General features: G+C 72.0%; 20 protein-coding genes. 17 read left to right on the top strand and 3 right to left on the bottom strand.

Annotated features, from left to right (window positions below; all coding sequences use genetic code 11):
- Positions 1-65: 65 nt before the first annotated feature.
- Together IPJ78_13640 and IPJ78_13645 are read right to left on the bottom strand one after the other, a co-directional pair.
- The gene (locus IPJ78_13640) at positions 66-788 is read right to left on the bottom strand and encodes a peptidase E (protein MBK7907586.1); all 723 of its coding nucleotides are present in this window, start codon (positions 786-788) and stop codon (positions 66-68) included.
- Positions 789-833: 45 nt separating this feature from the next.
- Positions 834-3,185, bottom strand: coding sequence for a penicillin acylase family protein (locus IPJ78_13645; GenBank protein MBK7907587.1), 2,352 nt, complete (start codon positions 3,183-3,185; stop codon positions 834-836).
- A gap of 138 nt (positions 3,186-3,323) precedes the next feature.
- Here IPJ78_13645 and IPJ78_13650 point away from each other — a divergent pair, with 138 nt between their 5' ends.
- From IPJ78_13650 to IPJ78_13670, 5 genes are read left to right on the top strand one after another with little or no spacing between them, the layout of a single operon-like run.
- Positions 3,324-3,860 carry a MaoC family dehydratase gene (locus IPJ78_13650; protein MBK7907588.1) on the top strand — a complete coding sequence of 179 codons (537 nt, stop codon included), beginning with the start codon at positions 3,324-3,326 and terminating at the stop codon, positions 3,858-3,860.
- Entirely contained in the window at positions 3,853-5,166 is a 1,314-nt protein-coding gene (locus tag IPJ78_13655) for an MFS transporter (GenBank protein MBK7907589.1), read from the top strand. The genes IPJ78_13650 and IPJ78_13655 overlap by 8 nt, the downstream gene beginning before the upstream one ends.
- Complete coding sequence (locus IPJ78_13660) at positions 5,163-5,933, top strand: TetR/AcrR family transcriptional regulator (protein MBK7907590.1); 771 nt, start codon at positions 5,163-5,165, stop codon at positions 5,931-5,933. Before IPJ78_13655 ends, IPJ78_13660 begins: the two co-directional genes overlap by 4 nt.
- A 3-nt stretch (positions 5,934-5,936) precedes the next feature.
- Positions 5,937-6,959 carry an aryldialkylphosphatase gene (locus tag IPJ78_13665; GenBank protein ID MBK7907591.1) on the top strand — a complete coding sequence of 341 codons (1,023 nt, stop codon included), beginning with the start codon at positions 5,937-5,939 and terminating at the stop codon, positions 6,957-6,959.
- Positions 6,956-8,434, top strand: a complete 1,479-nt coding sequence (locus IPJ78_13670; GenBank protein MBK7907592.1) for an AMP-binding protein — start codon at positions 6,956-6,958, stop codon at positions 8,432-8,434. The genes IPJ78_13665 and IPJ78_13670 overlap by 4 nt, the downstream gene beginning before the upstream one ends.
- On the opposite strand, the gene IPJ78_13675 is transcribed toward IPJ78_13670, so the two are convergent.
- Entirely contained in the window at positions 8,423-9,790 is a 1,368-nt protein-coding gene (locus IPJ78_13675) for a M20/M25/M40 family metallo-hydrolase (GenBank protein ID MBK7907593.1), read from the bottom strand. The genes IPJ78_13670 and IPJ78_13675 overlap by 12 nt on opposite strands.
- A gap of 159 nt (positions 9,791-9,949) precedes the next feature.
- Here IPJ78_13675 and IPJ78_13680 point away from each other — a divergent pair, with 159 nt between their 5' ends.
- The 12 genes from IPJ78_13680 to IPJ78_13735 all read left to right on the top strand — a co-directional run bounded on the left by IPJ78_13680 (position 9,950) and on the right by IPJ78_13735 (position 24,546).
- A complete protein-coding gene (locus IPJ78_13680; GenBank protein MBK7907594.1) occupies positions 9,950-11,125 on the top strand; it encodes a hypothetical protein in 1,176 nt (391 codons plus the stop codon).
- Between the two features lie 83 nt (positions 11,126-11,208).
- Positions 11,209-13,191, top strand: coding sequence for a serine hydrolase (locus IPJ78_13685; protein ID MBK7907595.1), 1,983 nt, complete (start codon positions 11,209-11,211; stop codon positions 13,189-13,191).
- A gap of 127 nt (positions 13,192-13,318) precedes the next feature.
- Positions 13,319-15,247 carry a von Willebrand factor type A domain-containing protein gene (locus IPJ78_13690; GenBank protein MBK7907596.1) on the top strand — a complete coding sequence of 643 codons (1,929 nt, stop codon included), beginning with the start codon at positions 13,319-13,321 and terminating at the stop codon, positions 15,245-15,247.
- Positions 15,248-15,344: 97 nt separating this feature from the next.
- Positions 15,345-15,764, top strand: coding sequence for a hypothetical protein (locus IPJ78_13695; protein ID MBK7907597.1), 420 nt, complete (start codon positions 15,345-15,347; stop codon positions 15,762-15,764).
- Positions 15,761-16,189 carry a hypothetical protein gene (locus IPJ78_13700; GenBank protein ID MBK7907598.1) on the top strand — a complete coding sequence of 143 codons (429 nt, stop codon included), beginning with the start codon at positions 15,761-15,763 and terminating at the stop codon, positions 16,187-16,189. The genes IPJ78_13695 and IPJ78_13700 overlap by 4 nt, the downstream gene beginning before the upstream one ends.
- A gap of 35 nt (positions 16,190-16,224) precedes the next feature.
- Positions 16,225-16,803 (top strand): GNAT family N-acetyltransferase, encoded by a 579-nt coding sequence (locus IPJ78_13705; protein MBK7907599.1) that lies wholly within the window; start codon positions 16,225-16,227, stop codon positions 16,801-16,803.
- Positions 16,804-16,925: 122 nt separating this feature from the next.
- Positions 16,926-18,662, top strand: a complete 1,737-nt coding sequence (locus IPJ78_13710; GenBank protein ID MBK7907600.1) for a M28 family peptidase — start codon at positions 16,926-16,928, stop codon at positions 18,660-18,662.
- A complete protein-coding gene (locus IPJ78_13715; GenBank protein MBK7907601.1) occupies positions 18,659-19,432 on the top strand; it encodes a hypothetical protein in 774 nt (257 codons plus the stop codon). The genes IPJ78_13710 and IPJ78_13715 overlap by 4 nt, the downstream gene beginning before the upstream one ends.
- 35 nt (positions 19,433-19,467) lie before the next feature.
- The gene (locus IPJ78_13720) at positions 19,468-21,165 is read left to right on the top strand and encodes a peptide ABC transporter substrate-binding protein (protein ID MBK7907602.1); all 1,698 of its coding nucleotides are present in this window, start codon (positions 19,468-19,470) and stop codon (positions 21,163-21,165) included.
- Positions 21,166-21,176: 11 nt separating this feature from the next.
- Positions 21,177-22,139 carry an ABC transporter permease gene (locus IPJ78_13725; protein MBK7907603.1) on the top strand — a complete coding sequence of 321 codons (963 nt, stop codon included), beginning with the start codon at positions 21,177-21,179 and terminating at the stop codon, positions 22,137-22,139.
- Positions 22,136-22,957 carry an ABC transporter permease gene (locus tag IPJ78_13730; protein ID MBK7907604.1) on the top strand — a complete coding sequence of 274 codons (822 nt, stop codon included), beginning with the start codon at positions 22,136-22,138 and terminating at the stop codon, positions 22,955-22,957. Before IPJ78_13725 ends, IPJ78_13730 begins: the two co-directional genes overlap by 4 nt.
- Complete coding sequence (locus IPJ78_13735) at positions 22,954-24,546, top strand: ABC transporter ATP-binding protein (GenBank protein ID MBK7907605.1); 1,593 nt, start codon at positions 22,954-22,956, stop codon at positions 24,544-24,546. Before IPJ78_13730 ends, IPJ78_13735 begins: the two co-directional genes overlap by 4 nt.
- Positions 24,547-24,564 lie beyond the last annotated feature (18 nt).

The raw sequence follows: 24,564 nt of genomic DNA on the forward strand, positions 1-24,564 counted from the left end.
CTCACTCAGTAAAGCTACGCGAGCCCTCATCGGTTTCCCGACGGTTCACCGATCCAGCATCTCCGTCATTCGCGGCGGATCGTGAGTTCGAGCATCTCGGCGGGCAGTTCCCGTTCGAACACCTCGCCGTCGACCGCGCTCACGTGGTAGACCTTCGCGTCCTCGCGGGTGTGCACCACGCGGGCGACCGTCTGGCCCTCGAAGAGGATCCCCGCGTCGTTGTCGCAGGCGTATCCCGGCTGCAGCGCCCCGGAGCCGATGAGCTCCTGATAGAGGGGACGCCGTCCAGGTTCGCCATCGTAGTGCGGCGAGTGGCTCGCCTTGAGGAAGCCGAGGCCTTTCACCACCGAGAGGCGCTTGGGCCGCGAGTCGGTGGTGCCTTCCTCGAACCAGCAGAGGCCGCCGGCGCTCGCGCCGCCGAGGACGATCCCGCGCTCCCACGCTTCGCGCAGCACGAGGTCGATGCCCTGCGCGCGCCAGATGGCCTGCTGGTTCAGCGTGTTGCCGCCGGAGGCGACGATCGCATCCATGGAGAGGAGGACCTCCTCCCAATCCTCCGTCTGGGTCAGGCTCTCGATGAAGACGCGCTGGACGTGCGGCTCCACGGCGAGCGGCGCGCAGTCGGCGTAGAAGCGATTGATCGCCTCGGGCGAATCGCCGACGGCGGTGGGGAGGTAGCAGATGCGCGGACGGACCTTGCCGGTGAGGGCCGCCATGTACGCGAGGAAGGGCGTCCGGAATCCGCCGCCGGCGACGAGGATGCGGGAGGTCGTGTTGGTGGCGGGCATCGCTGGAAGATACTGCGGGAGCGTGGCCAGCCACCCGCGACGGCCTCACCGCACCCAGCGCACCGGCGGGCCCACCTGCGCCGCCGCGATCGCCTCGGGCGTGAACGCGACGTCGATCCACTCCTGGCGTGCGTACACGGCCGTCATGTCGGCGAAGTGCGGCGATGCCGGATTGGTCGACTGCGAGTAGGTGACGATGAACCGCCCCGTGGGCCCCCCGGCGCCGAGGGTCACGGCGTGGATGTAGCTGTCACCGTGGTAGATCTCGGTGATCCCCTTGGCGGGCTCGAAGGCCGCCGGGGAGACCATGTGATAGGTGTAGCTCGCACCCGAGAGCGCGAGCCGCTGCCCTCCGCGGGTCGTCGACTGGAGCGCCTCCAATGGTGCGTCGAGCGCGAGCGACGCGCCCGTGAAGCGAAGCGCGGCGCGCGCGAGGATCCGACGCGTCTCGTCCGAGGCGACGAATCCGCGCGGAGTACCCACCGGGTCGGCGGGATCGAAGGGCACCCGCCAGAACCGCGGCGCCCACGCGAAGCCGGTCATCGGGATGCGCTCGAATCCGCGCGCGAACTCGGCGAAGAGGGCCGATCCCCGGGAGGAGAGCCGGTCGGTGCGGTCCCACGCCGCCAGCACGCGGCACGGCTCGGTCAGGTCCGCGGCCCAGCCGTCGACCAGCGTGACGCGGGGAGTCGCGCGGCAGTCCGCGAGCAGGTCGTCGAGCACCAGTTCGGCGAGGAGGTTGCGCGACGCGAAGAAGCGCGCCTCCCAGGAGGCAGGTGTGAGCCTCTCAGCCGCCGCACCGAGGTGGGCGCGCGCATACAGCGACGCGATCCGCGTCCGTTCCCCGCGCGCCGTGCGCTCCGGTCCGATCACCTGCAGATAGCCCTCGAGCGTCGCGCCGGGCATCGGGCTCGGGAACCAGTGGCTGTCGTTCGAGTTGAGCGTGACGTCCTGCCGGATGGTCCACGGCCGCAGCTCGGCGGGGATGATCCCCGGCTGCGGCGCGCGCGGGTCGCGTGTCCACGCGCACTGCGGATCGGATCCGTTCAGGACCGTGACGTCGGCGAGGTTCTCGTACGCGCGCGCAGCGCTGGTGACGCGGCACCGCGCGAGCTGCGCATCGGTCACGTAGCCGGCGACGGAGATGTTCGCGAAGAGCACCTCGCCGTGCCGGTCCGCGGCGGTGATGTTGGACCAGGGCGATCCCTGATGCCGGACGAGCGCATCGCGGATGTCGTGCACCGACCGGGCGCTCGCGATCGCGAGGAACGTGTCGGCCATCCGCACGTTGCCCCGCTCGGGGTCGGCGAACGCGTAGGCGCGGTCACGCGTCCAGGGGAGGGCGGGCGTCACGATCACCGGACCGTAACGCGTCTCCCAGATCGTGTGCGTGCGGCGACCGCCCGCGGTGGGGATCTCGACGACCACTGCCCGCATCGCGAGGGTCGAGTCGCCGACGCGATACCGTGTCGGGTCGGCGGGATCGAGCGTGAGCTCGTAGATGGTGCTGCGCTTGTCGGTCGTGTGCGTGTCGGACCAGCCGATCGACTCCGAGAAGCCGATCATCGGGACGGGAACGCCGTAGAGCGTCGACCCGAAGAGGTCGAGCCGCCCGGGCACGGTGAGATGCATGGCGTAGAGCCGCTCGGAGCCGCGCCAGGGGAAGTGCGGATTCGAGAACGTGAACCCGCCGCCGGACGCGCCGAGCACGGCGCGGCCGGCGGCGAGCGCGTTGCTGCCGCCCGTTGGACCGCCCAACGCGGCGAGCGCACGCAGCGCGTCCGGGCGTGCGCTCTCCGTGGCGGCGTCGGCTCCCGCGTCGGAACGCCCTGGCGGCGCCGCGACGCCGATCTCCTTGATGAGGAGCATCGACGTCATGATGAGCGGCACCTGCGTGATGCGCCGCCAGATGTCTTCCTCGGTGAGCGGCCGGAACCAGGGCTGCGCACGGCACGCCTCACCCGGGAGTGCCGCCGCGCGCACGTGCCGGTTGAACCCCGCGACATACCCGCGCACGAGCGCGTGGACATCCGCCGACGCGGCGCGGCGCGCGGCGTCGACTGCGGCCGGATCGAGGAGATACCGGTGGACGGCATCACTCTCGACATTGGTGAGCCGCACGCCGACGAAGTCGTCGACGTATGAACTGTCGGGCCCGATGGACCGGCTGCGCTCGCCGGCGAGGGTGACGGTCTTCTCCAGCATCAGGCACAGGTTCTCGCGGGCGAAGGCCCACCCGTACCCTTCGCCGGCGCCGGCGAGCGTCGTCGCGCGCACATGCGGCATCCCGTAGGCGGTATAGCGCACTTCGACGGCATCGGGCGTCTGCGCGACGAGCCGGCCGAACGCGAGACCAAGCGAGAGTCCGAACGAGAGTCCGAGCGTCGCGCGCCGCACCGCCACCCTCCGTCGACCGAGCCCTGTCATCGTCGCTCCCGTTTCCTAGTGGTCACTAGCTTATTTCGGAAACGTCACTAGCTTCTTCCGACAAGTCAACCTGCCGAGGATCGCCTGACCGACCGCCGTGACGCCGCGATGCCCGAGGGTCCATCCCGCGGGGGGCCGCTCGCGGCCGACGAGGTGGCCCGGGCCACGTTGCGTGATCGTGTCGGCGAGGAGCTCGGCGTCTCGGCATGGTTGCCCATCTCGCAGGCGCGGATCGACGCCTTCGCGGCGGCCACAGATGACATCGAGCCGCTGCACAACGATCCCGCCTGGTGCGCCACGCACAGCCCGTACGGCCGCCCCATCGCGCACGGATTCCTCACGCTCTCGCTCCTCACGCACTTCCTCCATGACATCACCGCGCACGCGATCGCCGGGGACAGCGCCCGCACCGGCTTCCCGCTCAACTACGGCTTCGATCGCGTGCGATTCCTCGCACCGGTGCCGGTGGACTCGCGGATCCGCTGCCGAGTCCGACTGCTCGCTGCCGAGCCGCGCGGGACGGGCGAGTTCTTCCGCTTCGGCGTCACGGTAGAAGTCGAAGGGGCGGGACGGCCGGCGCTGGTCGCCGACTGGCTCTCGCTCTGGGTCTCGGATCCCCGCGCGCATGAGCGGACCGATGGCTGAGTCGCCCGCGGAGGACCGGCACGAGGCGGGCGCGTGGGGGCTCGCCCTCCTGCTCTTCGCGGCGAACTGCCTCTCGTTCGTCGACCGGCAGGTCCTCACGCTGCTCGTGAAGCCGATGCGCGCCGACCTCGGCATCAGCGACGTGCAGATGAGCTTGTTGCAGGGACTCGCGTTCGCGAGCCTCTACGCCGTCCTCGGGCTCCCGCTCGGTCGACTCGCCGACCGGACCCATCGGCCTCGGTTGATGGCCGCCGGGATCGCGCTCTGGAGCACGATGACGATCGCCTCGGCCTTCGCCGGGAGCTACGCCCTGCTCTTCCTCGCGCGCATGGGGGTCGCCGTGGGCGAGGCGGCGCTCGCCCCCGCCGCGGTCTCCCTGCTCGCTGACCGATTCCCCCGATCACGCGCCGGTCGCGCCATCGGGCTCTTCCAGGCCGGCATCTTCGCGGGCTCGGCGCTCGCGTTGCTCGCGGGCGGCTGGCTCCTCGCCGCCTTCGACGCGGGCGACCTCGCCTGGGTCCGGGCGCTCGGGATCACCGCGGGATGGCGTGCGGTCCTCCTCGTGGTGGGCGCACCGGGATGGCTCGTCGCCGCCCTGCTCCTCCTCGCCGATGAGCCGCGCCGCACGTCGGCCCCCGCCGCAGCGCAGCTGCCGCTCGTCGCGTCGCTCCGATGGATGTGGGCACGGCGCGACATCTACGGGGGGGTGATCGTCGCCTTCACCGCGGTCACCGTCCTCGCGTACGGATCGCTCGCGTGGGCGCCGACGGTGCTCGTCCGCGTGCACGGCATCGCGTCGGCCGATGCAGGTGTTCGCCTCGGACTCGGCATGCTGATCGCCGGCCCGCTCGGCGTCCTCGGCGCGGGGTGGCTCGTCGACCGTCTCGCCTCGCGCGGGCGGTCCGACGCGCCGATCGTCGCCGCGATCGGCGGGGTGCTCGCATTCGCGGTCGTCGTCCCCGCCTTCGCGCTCGCGCCGAGCCTGGCGATCGCGACCGCGACCGCCGTTGCCCTGGCGCTGGTGCAAGGCTATCCGTACGGGATCGCGAGCACCTCGCTCGCGATGGTCACGCCTCCGGAGATGCGAGGGCAAGTGGTGGCCTTCTACCTGCTGGTCTCGAACCTGCTCGGCCTGAGCCTCGGTCCGCTGCTCGTCGCGCTGGGCACCGAGCGGATCTTCCACGACGACGCAGCGGTCGGGTGGTCGCTTGCGTTGCTGCCGCTGCTCACCGCGCCGCTCGCGCTCGCGGGGCTCCAGCGTGCGCGCGCGGCGTACGCGCGCGCCTGGCGGGAGGCGCAGGGATGAGCCGACGCGCGGCCTCCCGGGCGCGGGCCGCGCGCCCGTCCGCGCCGTCCGGCGTCGCCTTCCGCGACACGGTCGCCGGACGGCAGCGGGCCGTCACCGGCCGGACGAAGGGGGAACGCACGCGAGACCGGATCTTCCTCGCGACCATCGATCTGCTCAACGAGGTCGGCTACCGCGAGATGAAGGTGTCCGACGTCTGCGCGCGCGCCGAGGTCACGCCGCCGGTCCTGTATCTCTACTTCGAGAACAAGCTCGCGCTGACGACCGCGGTGCTCCGGGCATTCCTCGATGACTTCCTCGCCCGCCCCGCCTCGACGGAGCGCCCCACGGGCCGGAGCGCATACGCGGCGATCCACGCGGCGAACCGCGACTGGATCGCCGCCGCGCGCCGGAACGCCGGGCTGGTCCGCTGCCTGCTCCAGCTCGCCGACGACGAGCCCACCTTCGCGCGCCTCTTCGCCGATGCGAACGACCAGTGGTATCGGCGGATCTCCGCCGCCGTACTGCACCGCTTCCCCGCGGCGCGTGTGCGCGAGACCGACGTGCGACTCGTCGCCTACGCGCTCGGCGGGATGATGGACGAACTCGTGCGGAAGCTCTTCACCACGCGCGACCCGCATCTCGTCTCGCTCGTCGCGGAAGTGGCCCCGACCGACGAGGCCTTCGCGGAGTTCGTCTCGCTCCTTTGGTATCGCGCCCTCTACGCGGCGGATCCCCTCGACGCGCGCTCGCCGCTCGGACCGCTCGCGCGCGCGGCGGCGCGGTAACCCATGGCCGGCCACGTCCAGACCGTACTCGGGCCGATCGCCCCCGACGCGCTCGGCCCCACGTTGCTGCATGAGCACGTGCTGTGCGACATCCGCCCGCCGGCCTGGCGCGGCGACGGGATGCGCGGCTACGACATCCCGCTCCCCGAGCGCTTCGCGATCGACTACGGCGAGGTGCACGCGCCCGGGAATCTCGTGCTCGACCAGGTGGATCTCGCGGCGGCCGAGCTCGCGCACCTGCGAGCGGACGGCGGGCGCAGCATCGTGGATCTGTCCTGTGGCGGCCTGCATCCCGATCCGCGAGGTCTCGCCGAGGTCTCGCGACGCGCCGACGTGCACATCGTCATGGGATGCGGTTGGTACGTCGACGACTATCAGGCGCCGGGGAACGCCGGGCGGACGGTGGAGAGCTTCGCGACGGAGATGCTCGGGCAGTTGCGCGACGGGGCGTGGGGCTCGGAGATCCGGGCGGGGATCATCGGCGAGATCGGATGCCAAGCGCCGTGGACCGCGCTGGAGCGGCGAGTGATGGAGGGCGCGGTGCTCGCGATGCAGGAGAGCGGCGCCGCGCTGACGATCCACCCGGGTCGGCATCCCGACCAGCCGCAGGAGGTCGCGGACTTCCTGCGGGGACGCGGCGTCCCCATGTCGCGGGTGGTGATGAGCCATCTGGATCGGACGATCTTCGACGACGACCGTCTCTTCCGCCTCGCGGACACCGGCATCGTGCTCGAGTTCGACCTCTTCGGGATGGAGACGACGTACTACAAGCTCGCCGACATCGACATGCCGAACGACGGCATGCGCGTCGCGACCCTCGGGCGGCTGAAGGCGCGCGGCCACCTGGACCAGATCGCGATCAGCCAGGACATCTGCTACCGCTCGCGGCTCAGCACGCTCGGTGGGCACGGGTACGGGCACCTCCTCCGGAACGTCGTGCCATTGATGCGTCGTCGCGGTTTCAGCGAGGCGGACGTCCAGCGGATCCTCGTCGAAACGCCGGCGCGCCTGCTCACGATCGGATGAGCGTACCGAACCCGCTCGTCGGACTCGCCGACGTCGCGCCGCGGCACCGCCGCCTCTCCGATCATGTGTCGCACGCGCCGCCCGACCGCGAAGCGGTGGTGGATGCGAACGCGCGGCTCACCTACGCCGCGCTCGATGCGGCGGTGCAACGGGCCGCGGCCGGCCTGCGCGAGCGGGGTGTGCGCGCGGGTGATCGCGTCGCGATGCTCACGGCACCGGGATCGGCATACTGGGTGGCGTTCCTCGCGACGGTCCGGATCGGAGCGACGTGGCTCGGGCTGAATCCGCGGAGCACGGCGTCGGAGCTCGCCGAGTCGCTGGACGATGCGCACCCCGCGTGCGTGATCGTCGCGCCGGGGACGGCGACGGAGGCGATCGACGACCCGTGGAGAGCGTGTGCCGTCGACCACGAGGACTTGCTCGCGGGCCCGCCGGCCGGGGTGCCCGACGTCTCCGATCCCGACGCACCGGCCCTCATCGTGTACACGTCGGGCTCGTCGGGAAAGCGGAAGGGCGCATGCCTTTCGCAGCGCGCGCTGCTGGCGGCGGGGCGACGAAGGGTCGCCGCCTGGGCGCACGGACCGTTCCGGACACTGCTCAACGTGCCGGTGAATCACATCGGCGGCGTGGGCGACCTGTCGGTGACGACGCTCGTCTCCGGCGGCACACTCATCTGCGTGCCGCGCTTCGATGCGGCGGACACGCTCGCGCTGATCGCTCGCGAGCGGGTGAGCTTCTGGTACCAGGTGCCGACGATGTTCGACCTGGTGCTCGCGAACGACGATCCGGCGCGCCACGACCTCACGTCGTTGCGCGCGGTGGTCTGGTCGGGCGGACCCGCGTCCGCCGCACTCGTCGCGCGGCTCGACGCGCTCTTCCCCGGGCGCCTCGGCACCGACTATAGCCAGACCGAGAGCGTCGGCGCCGTGACCATGGCGCCGCTCGGCGCACCCGCCGCGTCGTTGGTGGACGGCGCGGGCTGGCCCGACCCGACCCGGGAGGTGCGCCTCTCGTCCGAGGGCGAGGTGCTCGTGCGCGACGACATGCTGTTCAGCGGCTACCTCGACGCGCCCGACGCGACGGCGCGTGCGCTGCGCGACGGCTGGCTCCACACCGGCGACATCGGCGAGTGGCGGGCGGACGGCACGCTTCGGCTCATCGGGCGCACCTCCGAGATGTTCAAGTCGGGTGGCTACAACGTGTATCCGCGCGAGATCGAGATCGCGCTCGACGCGATGCCGGGCGTCGCGCGCGCGGTGGTGATCGCCCGCCCCGATCCGCTGTGGGGCGAGATCGGGCATGCGGTCGTGGAGCCGGACACAGGGGCCGTGCTCGACGCCGTGACGCTGCTCGATGCGCTCCGCGCGCGCTTGTCGCCCTACAAGGTCCCCAAGCGTCTCACCTTCCTCGCCTCGTTGCCGCTCCTCCCCATCGGGAAGGTCGACCGGCGCGCGGTCGCCGCGCTATTGCCGTAGCGACTGCTCCAGGTCCGCGGCGATGTACGCCATCACCGCCATCGCGGCGACCACTCGGCGCACCTCGGCCGGCTTGAGCTTGTCCGGCGTGTCCGCGTCAGTGTGATGGAACCAGAAGTACCGCGAGTCGTCGACGTTGAGGCCCATCCCCGGGACACCGGTCTGCATGATGGGCCCGATGTCCGCGCCGCCGCCCGAGGCCCCGATGGTGCCGGCCCCGATCGGTGCGAGCAGCGACCCGATCGCCTCGATGGCTGCGCGCGCGGCCGGCGGGCCGGTGAAGCCGAAGCCGGTGGGCGCGAAGACGCCGCCGTCCGACTCGATCGCGAGCTGGTGCACCTCGCGCTGGTGCTGGTCGCGGTACGCCGCGCCACCGCGACCCCCGTTCTCCTCGTTGGTCCACCCCACCACGCGGATCGTGCGCCGCGGCGTGAGGCCGAGGCGCTTGAGGAGCCGGATCGCCTCCCACGCGACGACCACGCCACCCCCGTCATCCATCGCGCCGCTGCCGACGTCCCACGAATCGATGTGGCCGCCCATCACCACGATCTCCGACGGCTTCTCACGGCCGACGAGCTCGCCCATCACGTTGTGGCTCTGCGCGTCCGGGAGCATCTGCGCGCTCATGCGCAGCGTGACGCGGACCTTCTCGCCGCGCGCGATCATCCGGCGGATCATCATCGCGTCCTCGGCGGTGACGCTCGCATGCGGGATGCGCGTGACGGTGGAGTCGTAGGCCATGTTGCCGGTGTGCGGCGTGCGCATGGAGTACGGGCCGGCGCTGCGGGCGAGCGAGGCCACCGCGCCGGCCTTCGCCGCGGCGATCGCGCCCTGCCGACGGAAGGCACCGTTGAACCCGTAGTCGCGCCATTCGGCGTCGTACAGCACGATCCGCCCCTTCGCCTCGCTCGCGCGGGCCGCGAGCTCCTCGAAGGTCCCGACGACCATCACCTCGGCGGTGATCCCGCCGGGCGGGGTCGCGATGCTGCCGCCGAGTCCGAGCATCGGAAGCGACATGCGACGGGGCGAGACGAGCTCGAGCGATTCCGCGCCACGGACCCAGTGCGGGACCATCACCGGATCCTTGCGGACGTTGGCGAGCCCGTCGGCCCGCATCGTCGCCGCGACCCAGTCGATCGCCTGCTCGAGCGCCGCCGAGCCGGAGAGGCGGTGCCCGAAGCGGTCGGAGAGCTCGGCGATGCGGTCCCAAGCGCCCACCGAGTCCGCCTCGGCCGCCGCGATGATCCGGTTCGCGACGTCGCGATAGCGGGCGGGGATGGCGTCCGGGGCCTGCGCCTCGAGAGGGGCAACGAGCGTCACCGCGAGGGCGACGAGGGCGGGAAGACGGTGGCGCATGGGGGCCTCTGGGAATGGACGGTCCCGCAATATCACGGCGCGGGAGACGACACGCCATCACGCGGTTCATCGAGTTCTAATGCAGGGGCCATCTCGACGACATCTTTCCGGTGCATGATGGGTCCGAAGATCGCCACCCTCCGAACCCGGAGCCTTCCGATGTCGCTTCACTCGCCCCTCGCGATCGCCGCGAGCGCGGTCCTCCTCGTATCCCGCGCGCTCGCTGGTCAGGGCACGCCCACCGTGCCTCCGGTCCGGCTCTCGCCGGCGAACGCGACGCACCCCGCCGAGTTCACCGTGGTCGCCGGCATGCGCGAGCTCTCCGACGGGCGCGTCCTCGTCACGGACGAGAAGGATGGTGTGCTCGTCGCCGTCGACTTCCGCGCGGGTACATCGCTCGCGGTCGGCCGCACGGGCAATGGCCCCGGCGAGTACCGACAGGTCGGGCGCCTCTGGCCGCTCGGAGGCGACTCGACCCTGCTCAAGGAACCGTTCGCGCCGCGCTGGCTCCTCTTGCGGGGCGTCGAGGTGGTCGCGACGCTCGGCCCCGGCGATCCGACCGTCCGCGCCGTGGGCATGATGCCCATCATGGGAAGCGACACGAGGGGCGGGATCGGCGTCGTGCAGTTCGGTCGAGACGCGAGCGGTCGGCCGACGCTCGACGACTCGCTGTTGCTCGTGCGCGTGGCGCGTCCGTCGCTCCGCGTCGACACGATCACGCGGCTCGGGTCGCCCACACAGTGGGAGCGTGGTGCGGGCGTGACGCCGTCACCTCCGGCGGTCGCCGCCGCGGGGGGCGGCGCCCCCGCGGAGCGCCGCTACGCTCTCGGGCTCCAGGTGCAGGATCAGGTCGCGGTCTTCGCCGACGGATGGATCGCCATCGCGCGAACGGATCCGTACCGAGTCGATTGGTGCGCGCCGGGCCGCGCCTGCGCGATCGGGCGCCCGCTCGACACGACACGACCGCCGATGTCCGCGCGCGAGCGTCAGGCGTACCTGCAGGCGATGCAGCAGATGCGCGGGTGGCCGCCCACCACGGATGTGTCGGCCGTGAGCGGCTGGCCGAACGTGATCCCGCCCTTCACCATGCCCTCGCAAAGGATCGACGGGAGCGCGGTGCTCGCGATGCCCGACGGACGACTGATGGTCGAACGACTCCCGACCGCGGAGTCACGGATGCGGCGATACGACATCGTCTCGCGTCGCGGCGAGATCGCGGGGCGTGTGCTGCTCCCCTTCGCCGAGCGGATCGTCGGCTTCGGAGCGCGGGCGGTGTACCTGGCGGTCGCCGATGCGGATGGCGTGGAGCGCTTGCGACGGCATGCGTGGCCGTGAGGCGCGCCGATTGACAATGGCCGAACGCGGGGTCCCCGGGTAGTTTCGCAGGCGTCCCCACCGCCTCCTCCCCGAGCCCCTGCATGCGCCGCCTCCTCGCCCTCGCACTCCTCCCCGCCGCCGCTCCGCTCTTCGCGCAGGTCCCGCTGACCGTCGGTCGCCCCGTCGAGCGGACGCTCGTCCGCGGCGACACGGCGCGCTACACCATCGATGCCGACTCCGGCATGCTGCTCCGCCTCACCGTCGAGCAGCGCTCGGTGAACGCGATCGTGCGCGTGATGGGACCGCGCAACGCGGCGCTGACCGTGCGGAACGAGCTGCGGCGCGGCACCGAGCGCGTCCAGGTCGAGACGGTCGCGAAGGGACCCCACGTCATCCAGGTGTTCCCCGACTCGGCGGGTGGCGAGTTCGTGCTCACGCTCGTCGCGCGAGAGCCGCTCTCGACCGACCCGAAGCGGCTCGTCGACCAGCTGCTGGCTCCCTGGGACCGTCGCGACGGGCCGGGGGCCGCCGTCGCCGTCTGGCGGGGCGGCCGCACGCTCTTCGCCAAGGGCTACGGCATGGCGAACCTCGCCTACGACGTGCCCTTCACCGCGGCGACGCCGACGAACATCGGCTCGACGTCGAAGCAGTTCACCGCCTTCGCGATCATGCTGCTCGTGGAGGAAGGGAAGCTCTCGCTCGACGACGACGTGCGCACGCACCTCCCCGAGATCCCCGACCTCGGCAAGGTCGTCACGGTGCGCCACCTCCTGACGCACACGAGCGGCTACCGCGAGGTCTACAACGCGATGCTCCTCGCCGCGCGTCGGATGGACGAGGGCGACTTCCTCTCGCGCGACGAGATCCTCGGGTCGGTGCAGCGTCAGCCGGCCCTGCAGAACGCGCCAGGGGCGGAGTTCAACTACAACAACACCGCCTTCGCGATGCTGGCGATGATCGTCGAGCGGAAGAGCGGGCTGCCCTTCCCCGAGTTCATGGCGACGCGCGTCTTCGGTCCGCTCGGGATGACGCAGACCGTCGTGCGCGCCGACCGCCACGGCACGGTGCGTGGCGCGACGACCGGCTATTCGCGCGGCGCCGACGACACCTGGCGCGACCTCGGCGACCTCGCGAGCTCGATGGGCGCCGGCGGCATCTACACGACGCTCGCCGACCTCCAGAAGTGGGCGGAGAACTACCAGCGCCCGCGCGTCGGCACCGCGGCGGGGATCGCGCAGATGATGACCTCGTTCGTCCTGACCGACGGGAAGCCGACCGGGTACGGCTTCGGGCTCTTCATCGACAAGCAGGGGACGCAGAAGCGGGTCCATCACGGCGGCGCGGACATCTCGCACCGCTCGATGCTCGCGGTCTATCCCGACCTCGACGCCGGCGTGACGGTGCAGAGCAACGACGGCGGGTTCGACGCGAGCCTCGCCTTCCGGATCGCCGCGGCGTTCCTCCCCGAGCTCCGGCCGGCCGCGCCGACCACCGCCGCTGCCGCGTCCTCGGCGTTCGACGCGTCGGCGTGGGATGTGAAGAAGTTCGACGCGTTCGTGGGCCGGTATGCGCTCGATGCTGCCCCGCAATTCGTGCTCACCTTCACGCGGTCCGGTGATACGCTCCGCACGCAGGCGACCGGCCAGGGCGCGATCCGCATCTTCCCGATGTCCGACTCGACCTTCGACCTGCGCGTCGTGCCGGCGACGATCACCTTCCATCGCGATGCGCAGGGGAAGGTGACCGGACTCACGCTTCATCAGAACGGCGACCAGAAGGCGACGCGCCTCGTCGGCGACGGCGAGAAGCCGTGGGCGCCGACGCCGGATGAGCTCGCCGCGTACGCCGGACGCTACTTCAGCGAGGAGCTCGAGACCTTCTACGACCTCGTGGTGAAGGACGGCAAGCTGACGGTGCTGAACCGCCGGACCGACCCGGCGGTGATCACCCCGAGCGCGCGCGATCGGTTCGGTGCGGGGGACGGGACGACCGTCGTCTTCGAGCGCGATCGCAACGGCATCATCATCGGCCTCTACGCGGGCAACGGACGCACGCGCGACGTGCGGTTCGTGAAGCAGCGATAGGACGAGCAGTACCTCCGCAGGCGAACGGCCGTCACACGCGTGACGGCCGTTCGCATAGGTGGGTAGCGAGGGAAAAGGGACGTGCGTTCCGCGCACGTCGTCCGACCCCACCCACGCAGGAGTCGCCATGCATGCCGCAGCATTCGCTGGTGCCGTGCTCGCGTTGAGTCATCTCGTCGTGCCCATCCCGCTCGATCGTCCGGCGCCGGCCGCGGACCTCGTCGTCGCGGGCCGCATCACCACCACGGCCGGCGCGCCGCTGTTCGGTGCGAACGTCGTCGTGCCGGCGGCACGCGTCTCCGTCGGCACCGACGCCGAGGGTCGGTACCGCCTCATCCTCCCCGCCGCGCAGCGCGGCGGCACGATCGTCGTCCGGGCGCGCGCCATCGGCTACGTGCCGCAGGAGCGCCGTCTCACGCTCGTGCAGGACTCCACGACCGCCGATTTCGCGCTCGCACCCGACGTGCTGCGACTCGAGCAGGTGATCGTGACCAAGGGTGCGGCGGCGAGCGCGCTCTACGGCGGCAGCGCGCCGGCGATCCAGCTCCGCGCGCGGACCAGCCTGGCGGACCTCCCCATCAGGGGATCGCGCAGCGCCGAGGACCGCGACCTGAGCGGCGAGCAATACGCGCGCATCGTGGACAATCCCTTCCGGTCGCCACGCGTGGCGCCGCGCTCGACCTTCGGCATCGACGTCGACCGCGCGTCGTACAGCAACCTGCGCCGGATCATCACGGTCGACCGGCAGCACCCGCCCGCCGACGCCGTGCGCATCGAGGAGCTGCTCAACTACTTCGCGTACGACTACGCGGCCCCGGACGACGTGCGGCCGTTCGCCGTGCACGCCGACGTCGCCGCGGCACCATGGGCGCCGGAGCACCGGCTCGTCCGCATCGGGCTCCAGGCACGCGCGATCGACATGGCCACCGCGCCGGCCAACAACCTCGTCTTCCTCATCGACGTCTCCGGGTCGATGCAGAGCCCGGACAAGCTGCCGCTCCTGCAGCAGGCCTTCCGGCTGCTCGTCGGCCAGCTGCGCGAGCAGGATCGCATCGCCATCGTCGTGTATGCCGGCAGCGAGGGACTCGCGCTCCCGTCCACTTCCGGTGATGCGAAGCAGCGGATCCTCGACGTGCTCGACCGGCTCGAGGCGGGTGGTTCCACTGCCGGTGGTGCGGGGCTCCGCCTCGCGTACGACGTGGCGAAGGCGAACCACATCCCGCGCGGGAACAACCGCGTCATCCTCGCGACGGATGGCGACTTCAACGTCGGCACGACGAGCAACGCCGAGCTGGAACGGATGGTCGAGGCCCGGCGCGCCGAGGGGACCGCGCTCACCGTGCTCGGCTTCGGCGCCGGCAACCTGCACGACGACCGGATGGAGATGCTCGCCGACAAGGGCAACGGCAACTATGCGTACATCGACTCCCCCCTCGAGGCGCGGAAGGTGCTCGTGCAGGAGATGGGCGGGACCCTCGTCACGGTGGCGAAGGATGTGAAGCTGCAGGTCGAGTTCAACCCGTCGCGCGTCGCGGGATACCGGCTGATCGGCTACGAGAACCGCGTGCTCGCGGACGAGGATTTCAAGAACGACGCGAAGGATGCCGGCGACATGGGCGCCGGACACTCCGTGACGGCCCTCTACGAGGTCATCCCCGTGGGCGCGTCGGACGCGGAGCGCGCGCCGATCCCCGATTCGCTCCGGTACGTCCGCGCCGAGTCCGCGACCTTCGTGGCCTCGGAGGAGCTGCTCTTCGTCCGCCTTCGCTACAAGGCGCCGCAGGATTCGGTGAGCGTGCCGATGGAACTCGCGGTCCCGGACCGCGTGACGGTCGCCTCGGAGGACTTCCGCTTCGCGCAGGCGGTCGCGGCATTCGGCATGGTGCTCCGGGACTCCGAGTACAAGGGCGCGGCCAGCAGCGGCATGGCGCGTGCACTCGCCGAGGGCGCCCTCGGACGCGACCCATGGGGCTATCGCGCCGACTTCGTCCGGCTCGTCCGTGCGTACGAACGCCTGCCGGACCGGCGGACCTCGGACGCCAACCGGGAGCGGTAGGCGAAGCGGTCGGCGCGACGGTAGCGCTGGCGCGGGACGCGGTGCCACTTTCCGGCATCGCGTCCCTGCGTTGTCCGCCCACCCGAGGTACCCGCACATGCGGCCCACCATCGTGCTCGCCGGACTGCTCGTGCTCGGATCCGGATGTGCCTTCACGCAGCGCAGCCCGGTGACGCGCCCCGCAGTGCAGCTCGCGGCCGAGCGGCCGTTCGTGGTCCACGTCCTCGACTCCGAGACCCCCGCGATGCGGCCGTGCCAGGTCCGCCACCTGCGCGCGATCGTCCGCGAGGTCCGCGCCGACACGCTCGTGCTCGATGACGCCGTCACGATGCGACGCGCGCCGCGCGCGCCGGACTGCCTGCGCGGACGGAGTGGGCTCGTGGTCCTCTCGGAGCAGCCATCGGTCGAGGCCGTGACCGTGCGCGGGCATCCCTGGCGCACGCTCGGCGCGGTGCTCCTCGCGATCCCGTTCGGCGTCGCGCTCACGATCATGGCAATCCTCGGACCCCCGACATGAACAGTGCTCGTCGACTGCTGCTCCTCGGCGTCGCCGTCCTTGCGGCGTCCGGCTGCGCGTCCACCCATCGCCATCCTCCGCTGCCGCTGACGATCCAGCTCTCGGCGCCGCGGACCTTCGATGTCCATGTCTTCGTCACGCCGGGCGCGCCGGCCACGACATGCGCGGTGCGCATCATCGAGGGGACCGTGCACGAGACGCGCGGCGACACGCTCTGGCTCTCGCGCGCGATCGCGCTCGCGCGGCCCGGCGGCGCCCCCGATTGCATCGGCGGGCGCGCCGCCTACGTCGATCTGCAAGCGCATCCCGATCTCCGGTCGCAGACCTCGTTCATCCGGACGGGCCCCTCGATCGCGCTCGTGTTGTTCATCGGCACCTTCGTCGTCCTCGGCACCATCCTCGCGGTGATCGCGGGGTCCGCATAGCCCAGCACCGGCCGCGCCCGCGTATCATTCGCTCCATGCCCGAGCGCCCCTCCGGTCCGATGATCACCGTGCGACGCGCGCGCGCCGCGGATGCCGCTGCCCTCAGCCACCTCGCGGCGGAGACCTTCCGCGATGCGTTCGCCGATCAGAACACCGCGGAGGACATGGCCGCACATCTGGCGGCGCACTACAGCCCACCCCGCCAGGCCGCCGAGATCGCCGACCCGGCGAGCACCGTCCTGCTCGCCGAGCACACCGACGAGCGGGGAACGGCGACGCTCATCGGGTACGCGCACGTGGCCTCCACGCAGGCACCCGCGGTCGTCACCGGCTCCGCCCCGATCGAGCTGAAGCGCTTCTACGTCGCGCGAGCGCATCACGGCGCCGGCGTGGCGCATCGGTTGTTCGACGCGGTGGAAGCGGAAGCGCGCCGCCGCGGTGCGGACGCGCTCTGGCTCGGGGTCTTCACGCGCAATCCCCGGGCGATCGCCTTCTATGAGAAGCGTGGCCTCGCGGTCGTCGGTGAGCAGATCTTCACGGTCGGCATCGACCCGCAGCGGGACTGGATCATGGCGCGCGCCCTCGCCGCGCCCGACGCGCCCTCCGACCCCTAGGCCGAACTCGCCCCGAAACCCCGCCGCGCGCGGGGCCGTACCCTCGTGGACAGGCGAACCGTCCCGCGTTCCGCGGTGTCCAACGATCGACGCCCACGTCTCCCACACCCTTCCTGCGCCCCATGACGAGCTTCCTCACGCGCGCGACCGTCCTCGCCTTCCTCGCCCTTCCCGCCGCGCTCACGGCGCAGCAGGCCGAGCCCTGGGCCGCGCTGCGCCGCCCCGCCACCCGCACACCGACCGCGACCACCGGCGACATCACCGTCGCCGACCTCCAGTCGCGCGTCTATCGCTTCGCGGCCGACTCGATGCAGGGCCGGCTCATGGGCACGCCCGGCAACGTCATGGGCGTCGAGTACATCGCCGCCGAGATGAAGCGGCTCGGCCTCGAGCCCGCCGGCGAGAACGGGACCTACTTCCAGTCCCTGCCGTGGATGGACCGCAAGCTGGACGAGACGGCGAACATCGTCGCCGGCGGGAAGACCTTCCGTCCCTGGGTCGATTTCGTGCCGCGTGACCAGGGCACGGGCGAGCGCTCCATCGACGGCGTCCCGGTCGTGTACGCCGGGGACTTCGCCGACGCGACGAAGCGGCTGAGCGCGCAGGACGCGGTCGGCAAGCTCGTCATCGTCACCTTCTCCGGCACGTTCCCCGGCAACCCGCCGCACACGCCCAATCGCGGACTCGTGAACCAGGCGTACCCGGGCGCCGCCGGCATCGCGATCGTCGCGCGCGAGGAGATCCCCGCCGCCACGCTCGCCGGCTACCAGCAGCCCTCGGCCTTCCTGATGGGCGAACCGGCACCGCCACTGCCGCTCTACGTCTACGTCACGCGCCCGATGGCCGAGGCGATGCTCGGTCGCCCGCTCGCCGCGGCGACCCCGGGCACCGCCGGCACGCCGGTGCGCGGCACGGTGAAGTGGAGCAACACCCCCTCGCGCTCGCCGGCGCGCAACGTCGTCGCCGTCCTCCGGGGAAGCGATCCGCGCCTGCGCAACAGCTACGTCGCGATCGGCGCGCACAACGACCACGTCGGGACCGGGCCGGCGGTCGCGAACGACTCGATGTACATCGTGAACCACCTCTTCCGCCTGCAGGGCGCGGACGCGGCGGATCCCGACCTCACGAGCGAGCAGCAGGCGCAGGTGAACGCCGCGCTCGCGCAGGTGCGGCGGGCGACCAACGGCGCGAGTGCGCGCGTGGACACGATCTTCAACGGCGCCGACGACGACGCGAGCGGTTCGATGGGCGTGCTCGAGATCGCCGAGTACCTCGCGACCCGCACCTCGCGGCCGAAGCGCTCGATCCTCTTCATCTGGCATGTTGGCGAGGAGCTCGGGCTCTTCGGATCGCAGTACTTCACCGACCATCCCACCGTCCCGCGGGACTCGATCATCGCCCAGCTCAACGTCGACATGATCGGCCGCGGCACCGCGGACGACGTCACCGGGTCGACGCTGCAGGGCGAGCAGATCCGCGGCAACCCGGATTACGTGCAGCTCATCGGCTCGCGCCGCGTCTCGACGCAGTTGGGCGACTGGGCCGAGGTGGAGAACCGCGACGGGAACCACGGGCTCAAGTTCGACTACGCGCTCGACGCCAACGGGCATCCGCAGAACATCTTCTGCCGCAGCGACCACTACATGTACGCGCGGTACAACATCCCGATCGTGTTCTTCACGACCGGCGGGCATGCGGACTACCATCAGGTGACCGATGAGCCGCAGTACCTCGACTATCCGCACTACGCGCGCGTGACCTCGTTCATCGCCGCGCTGGGCGTCCGCGTCGCGAACAGCGAGGCGCGCCCGGTGGTCGACAAGCCGCGGACCGATCCGAACGGACGGTGCCAGCAGTGACCGTGCGTCAGGGGCGGGCGGCGATCGCCCTGGTCATGGGACTCGTCGTCGGCCCCGGCCTCGCTCCCCGCGCCGGCGCGCAAGCGCCGCCGCGGTCGGGCGAGGCGGTCGTCGAGTCGATGCGCGCTCGGTACGATGGCCGCTGGTATCGCACCATGACGTTCGTGCAACGCACGACCTTCCCCGGCCGGCCCGACCAGACCTGGTACGAGACGGTCGAGGTGCCGGGGAAGCTGCGCATCGACGTCGCGCCGGTGGACAGCATGAACGCCTTCATGTTCATCGGCGATTCGACGATCAACTTCCGGCGCGGGCAGCGGGTCGGCGGGCGCGCCGTGGGGAACATCCTCGCGGTGCTCATCATGGACGCCTTCACCGCGCCGGTCCCGGAGACCGTCGCGCGACTGCGTGCACACGGTTTCGACCTCTCGCGGGTCTCGAGCGGCCGCTTTCGTGATCGGCCGGTCTGGATCGTCGGCGCGACGAGCGGCGACACCACCGTCTCGCAGTTCTGGCTCGATGCCGAACGACTGCATCTGGTGCGCATGCTCGAGGCGGCACCGGGACAGCCGCTGACCGACATCCAGGTGTCCGGACACGTGCTGATGAACGGCGTGTGGATCGAGCGCGAGGTGCACGTCTTCCGCGGTGGAGCGGAGGTCCAGGGTGAGTACTACACCGAGGTGACGCTCGACCCACCGGTCGATCCGGCGGTCTGGAACACGTCACGCTACGTGCGGCCAGGGTGGATCCCGCGCGTGGCGCCCTGAGCGGCGAGACGCCATTATCAGCGGGAGCCCGCGCGATGCGCGAGGCCGGTCCGAACGCCACGCTCCCGCTCGCCCCTCCCATGCGCCGTCCCCTCGCGTGCCTCGCCCTCGTCGTCGCCATCGCCTGCACCGGCGACTCCGCCTCATCGGGCCTAGGCGGCACGGTCATCATCGGCACCCCGGTGGACGCCGATGCCCTGCTCATGCCGCTCGTGAACGGCCAGCAGGGACGGGTCGTCGCCGAGCTCCTGTTCGATCGGCTCGCCGAGATGGGACCGTCGTTGAGCACCGTCGGCGACCTGGGCTTCACGCCGCAGCTCGCGCAACGCTGGAGCTGGAGCGCCGATTCGCTCACCATCACGTTCGCGCTGCACCCCGATGCACGCTGGCATGACGGCACGCCGGTGCGCGCGGTCGACGTGGTCACCGGCTTCGCGGTCATCCGCGACTCGGCCAACGCTTCCCCGCTGATCGCCGCGACGTCGGCCATCAGCGAGGTGACCGCGATCGACTCGCTGCACGTCGCGTTCCGCTTCGACGCCCGCGCGCCCGAGCAGTTCCTCGCCGCGACGCTCGTCATGCCGCTGCCGGCGCACCTCGTCGGCCCCATCGCGAGTGGCGCGTTGCGCACGAGCGAGGCCGCGCGCGCGCCAGTGGGCAGCGGCCGCTTCAAGCTGGTGCGGTGGGAGCCGGGTGCTCGCATCGAACTCGCCGCGGTCGATGGGCACTATCGCGGCCGCCCCCAGCTCGACCGCGTGCTCTTCAGCGTCTCCCCCGATCCGGCCGCCGCGATGGCGCGCCTCAAGGCGGGCGAGATCGACGTCTGGGATCCGCTCCCGCCCGGCGAGGTCGCCGGCCTCATGGCCGTGCCCGCGCTGCGCGTGATCCAGTCGCCGGGATTCGACTACGGATTCCTCGCGTTCAATGCGCGGGTCGCGGGGGATGCGGAGCGTCCGCATCCGCTCTTCGCCGACCGCGCCCTGCGGCGCGCACTCACGCTCGCCGTCGATCGCGGTGAGGTCGTGCGCGCGGTCTTCGATTCGCTCGCGCGGCCCGCGCTGGGACCGTTCGTGCGCGCACAGGCCACGGCCGACACGACCGTGACGCCGCTGCCCTTCGACCGGACCGCGGCCGAAGCGCTGCTCGACTCGTTGGGCTGGACCGAGCGCGGCGCCGACGGCGTGCGGCGCCGCGAGGGACGCGCGCTCGCGTTCACCGTGATCGTGCCCTCGACGAGCCGCGTGCGGGAGCGCATGGCGGTGCTCATCCAGGAACAGCTGCGCAGCATCGGCGTCGCGATGACCATCGACGCGATGGACTTCCCCCGCTTCGTCGCCGCGCAGACCGGCGGCGACTTCGACGCGATCATGGGCGGACTTCGGACCTCGCCGAGCCCCAACGGCGTGCGCGGCTCTTGGGCGAGTGCCGCCGTGCCCGGGGGCGGGGGGGGCAACGCCTGGCACTACGAGAGCGCCGCGTTCGATTCCGCCGTCGTCGCGGGGCTCGGCGCGATGGACCTCGCCACGTCGCGCCAGCACCTGCGTGCCGCCTACCAGACCATCATCGACGACGCCCCCGCGCTCTGGCTCTTCGAGAGCCGCAACGCGACAGCTGTCCACGCGCGGCTGGTCCTCCCCGCTTGGCGACCCGACGCGTGGTGGCTCACGCTCGGCGACTGGTCGGTCGACCCGGCCCAGCGACTCCCGCGCGACGCGGCCCCCGCCGCGCCCTGAGCGGGCCCGACGTGCGGCGCGTCCTCCTCTCCCGCCTCGGTCAGGGCGCGACCGTCGTCGCGCTGGTCGTCGCGATCTGCTTCGCGCTCATCCGGCTCGCGCCGGGCGATCCGTTCGCCGTGTCTCTCGATCAGGAGACGGTCACCCCCGAGGTGCGCGACCGGATGCGCGCGCTCTACGGGTTCGACGCGCCGATCCCCGTGCAGTTCGTGCGCTACGTGGGCGCCGTGGCGCGCGGCGAGTTCGGCTGGTCGTTCTCGCGCAGCGCCCCGGTCTCACGCGTGCTCGGCGATGCGCTCCCGCCGACGCTCCTGCTCATGGGGACCGCCCTCCTCCTCGGGGGCCTCGCCGGCGTGGCGCTCGGTGCCTGGCAAGGGTGGCGCGGCGACACCGCGCGCACGCGGCTCGCCACCGCGGCCTCGCTCCTCGTGCTGAGCACGCCCGAGTTCGTGCTCGCGCTGCTCCTCGTGATGGGCCCAGCCCTCACCCTCGGGCTCTTCCCCATCGGCGGCATGCGCGACGACTTCGCGCCCACCGGGATCGCCGGCCTGTTCGACCTCCTCCATCACCTTGCCCTGCCCGCCCTCACGCTCGCGCTCATCGTGGCAGCGGTCGTCGCGCGGCACCAGCGGCGCGCGATGCTCGGCGTGATGCGCGCCGATTTCGTACGAGCGGCCCGCGCGAAGGGCGTTCCGGAACGACGGGTGCTGATGCGCCACGCGTTGCGGAACGCGCTCGTGCCGGTGCTCACGCTCGGCGGCCTCCTCTTCCCCGCGCTGGTGAGCGGCGCGGTGCTCGTCGAACGCGTCTTCGCCCGGCCCGGCATGGGGCGCGTGATGGTGGACGCGGTGCTCCGGCGCGATTACCCGCTAGTGGGCGGTGCGGTGCTCATCAGCAGTCTCTTCGTCGTCCTCGGCACCGTCCTCGCGGACCTCGCCGTCGCGTGGGCCGATCCCCGGCAGCGCCGCGCATGAGCGGCGACCGGCCCTCCCCGGTGGACCTGCGCGTCCCGCTCGCGGCGCTCGGCGCGCTCGCCCTGCTCGCGCTCGTCGGCCCATGGCTCGCCCCGTATGATCCGCTCGCGACACCGGACCCGCTGGCGCTCGCCTCGCTGCCGCCGTCGTGGGCGCACCCGTTCGGCACCGACCCCTCCTCGCGCGATGTGCTCAGCCGCATGCTCGTCGGCGCGCGCCTCTCGCTCGGCATCGCCGCACTCGCAGTCGTCGTCTCGGTGGTGATCGGCAGCGCGGTGGGCGCGACGGCCGCACTCGGCGGACGATGGATCGATGCCTCCCTCATGCGCGCCACGGATGCGATGCTCGCCGTACCGCGCCTGCTCCTCCTCCTCACCGCCGTCGCCGCGTTCGGTCGCGTGTCGCCGCTCGCGCTCGCCCTGCTGCTCGGGGCGACCGGCTGGATGACGACGGCGCGACTCGTCCGCTCCGAGACGCGGCGCCTGCTGGCCAGCGAGGGGATCCGCGGTGCGCGCGCCCTCGGCGTGCCGCCGATGCGCCTCGCCCGCGTGCACCTGATGCCGGCGTTGCTGCCCACGATCGGCGTCGCCGCGACGGTGGCGCTCGCGAGCGCGGTGCCGCTCGAGGCGGGGCTCTCGTTCCTCGGCCTCGGGGTCACGGCGCCGGCGCCGAGCTGGGGGAACATCATCCTCGAGGCCGAGGGGCGCGTGGTCGCGCGCTGGTGGCTCGTGGTCTTCCCCACTCTCGCGATCGTCACGACGGTCCTGCTGACCAACCTCGTCGCCGAGCGCGTCGGCGGCGCGGACGCGACCGAATGAGCGACACGCTGCTCGAGGTCCGCGGCCTCGGCGTGCGCGTCGCCGAACGTCGCGGCGCGCGTGGCGCCGGTCACACGCTCCTGCATGACGTCGCCTTCGACGTCGCCGCAGGCAGCAGCGTGGGGGTAGTGGGCGCGTCGGGTGCCGGGAAGAGCACGCTCGCGCTCGCGCTGCTGCGGTTGCTGCCCGCCCCGCTGCGCCTGGACGACGGCGCCCGGATCGCGCTCGCCGGACGCGACCTCGCTTCGCTCGACGCCGAGGCGCTGCGCGCGGTCCGGGGCCGCGGGATCTCGCTGATCTCCCAGGAGCCGCTCGCGGCGCTCAACCCGTCGATGCCGGCGGCCGCGCAGCTCGCCGAGGCCCTCGAGGTGCACGGGCTCGCGAGCATCGCGGAGGCCGCGGCGCGCGCGGCGACGATGCTCGATCGCGTGGGGATCGGCCGCGCGGCCGCGCGACGCTTCCCGCACGAGCTCTCCGGCGGGATGCGGCAGCGACTGATGATCGCGATGGCGCTCATCGTCGCGCCGCAGCTCGTCGTCGCCGACGAGCCGACCACCGCACTCGATCCGGTGCGCCAGCGCGAGATGCTCGACCTGCTCGACACGCTGCGCCGCGAGTCCGGGACGGCGCTCCTGCTGATCTCGCACGATCTCGACTTGGTGGGGGAGCGCTGCGCACGGACGCTCGTCCTCGACGCGGGCCGCGTGGTGGAGGACGGCCGCACCGCTGACGTCCTCGCCCGGCGACGGCCGATCGCGCGCGCGCCGCTCCGGCCGCGCGAGGCGTCCCCCACCGAGCCGCTGCTCGACGTCCGCGGCCTTTCCGTGACGTACCCCGCACGCGGCCGCGGCCCCGATGCGCTCGTGGAGGTGACGGCCGTCAAGGACATCTCGTTCACGCTCCGGCGCGGCGAGTCGGTCGGCATCATCGGCGAATCGGGATGCGGCAAGACGTCGCTCGCGCACGCGATCCTGCGCCTCGGGCCCTCGCGCGCGACGGCCATGCGATTCGACGGCGACGATCTCGCGCGCCTCGAGGGCGAGGCGCTGCGTCGAATCCGGAAGTCGCTGCAGTTCGTCCCGCAGGACGCCGGCGCATCGCTCACGGCGCACCTCACCTGCGAAGCGCTGGTGAGCGAGGGGATGCTCGTGCATGGCCTCTGCGATGCGACCGACGCGCGCCGGCGGGCCCGCGATCTCCTGGCGCAGCTCGACCTCCCCGACTCGGTGGCATCGGCCAGGCCCGGGGAGCTCTCGTCCGGCCAGCGACAGCGCGTGGCACTGGCGCGCGCGCTCGGGCCCGAACCGCGGCTGCTCATCCTCGACGAGCCGGTCTCCGCGGTCGACCCGCTCACCCGCGAGCGCTTGCTCGAGCGCCTCACCGACCTCCGCGCCCAGCGCGGCCTCGCACTGCTCTTCATCTCCCACGACATCCCATCGGTCGCCCGCATCGCGGATCGCGTCCTCGTGATGCACGATGGCCAGGTGGCCGAGGAGGGGGAGGCGTCGGTGGTCCTCGGTTCGCCGTCGTCTGCGGCAGCCCGGCGACTGCTCGCGGCGGTTCCCGGCGGGTGGTCGCGGGCCGAGTGACGCGTCCGCTCCACTCCA

The sequence above is a fragment of the Gemmatimonadota bacterium genome, from assembly GCA_016714015.1.
GTDB lineage: Bacteria > Gemmatimonadota > Gemmatimonadetes > Gemmatimonadales > Gemmatimonadaceae > Pseudogemmatithrix.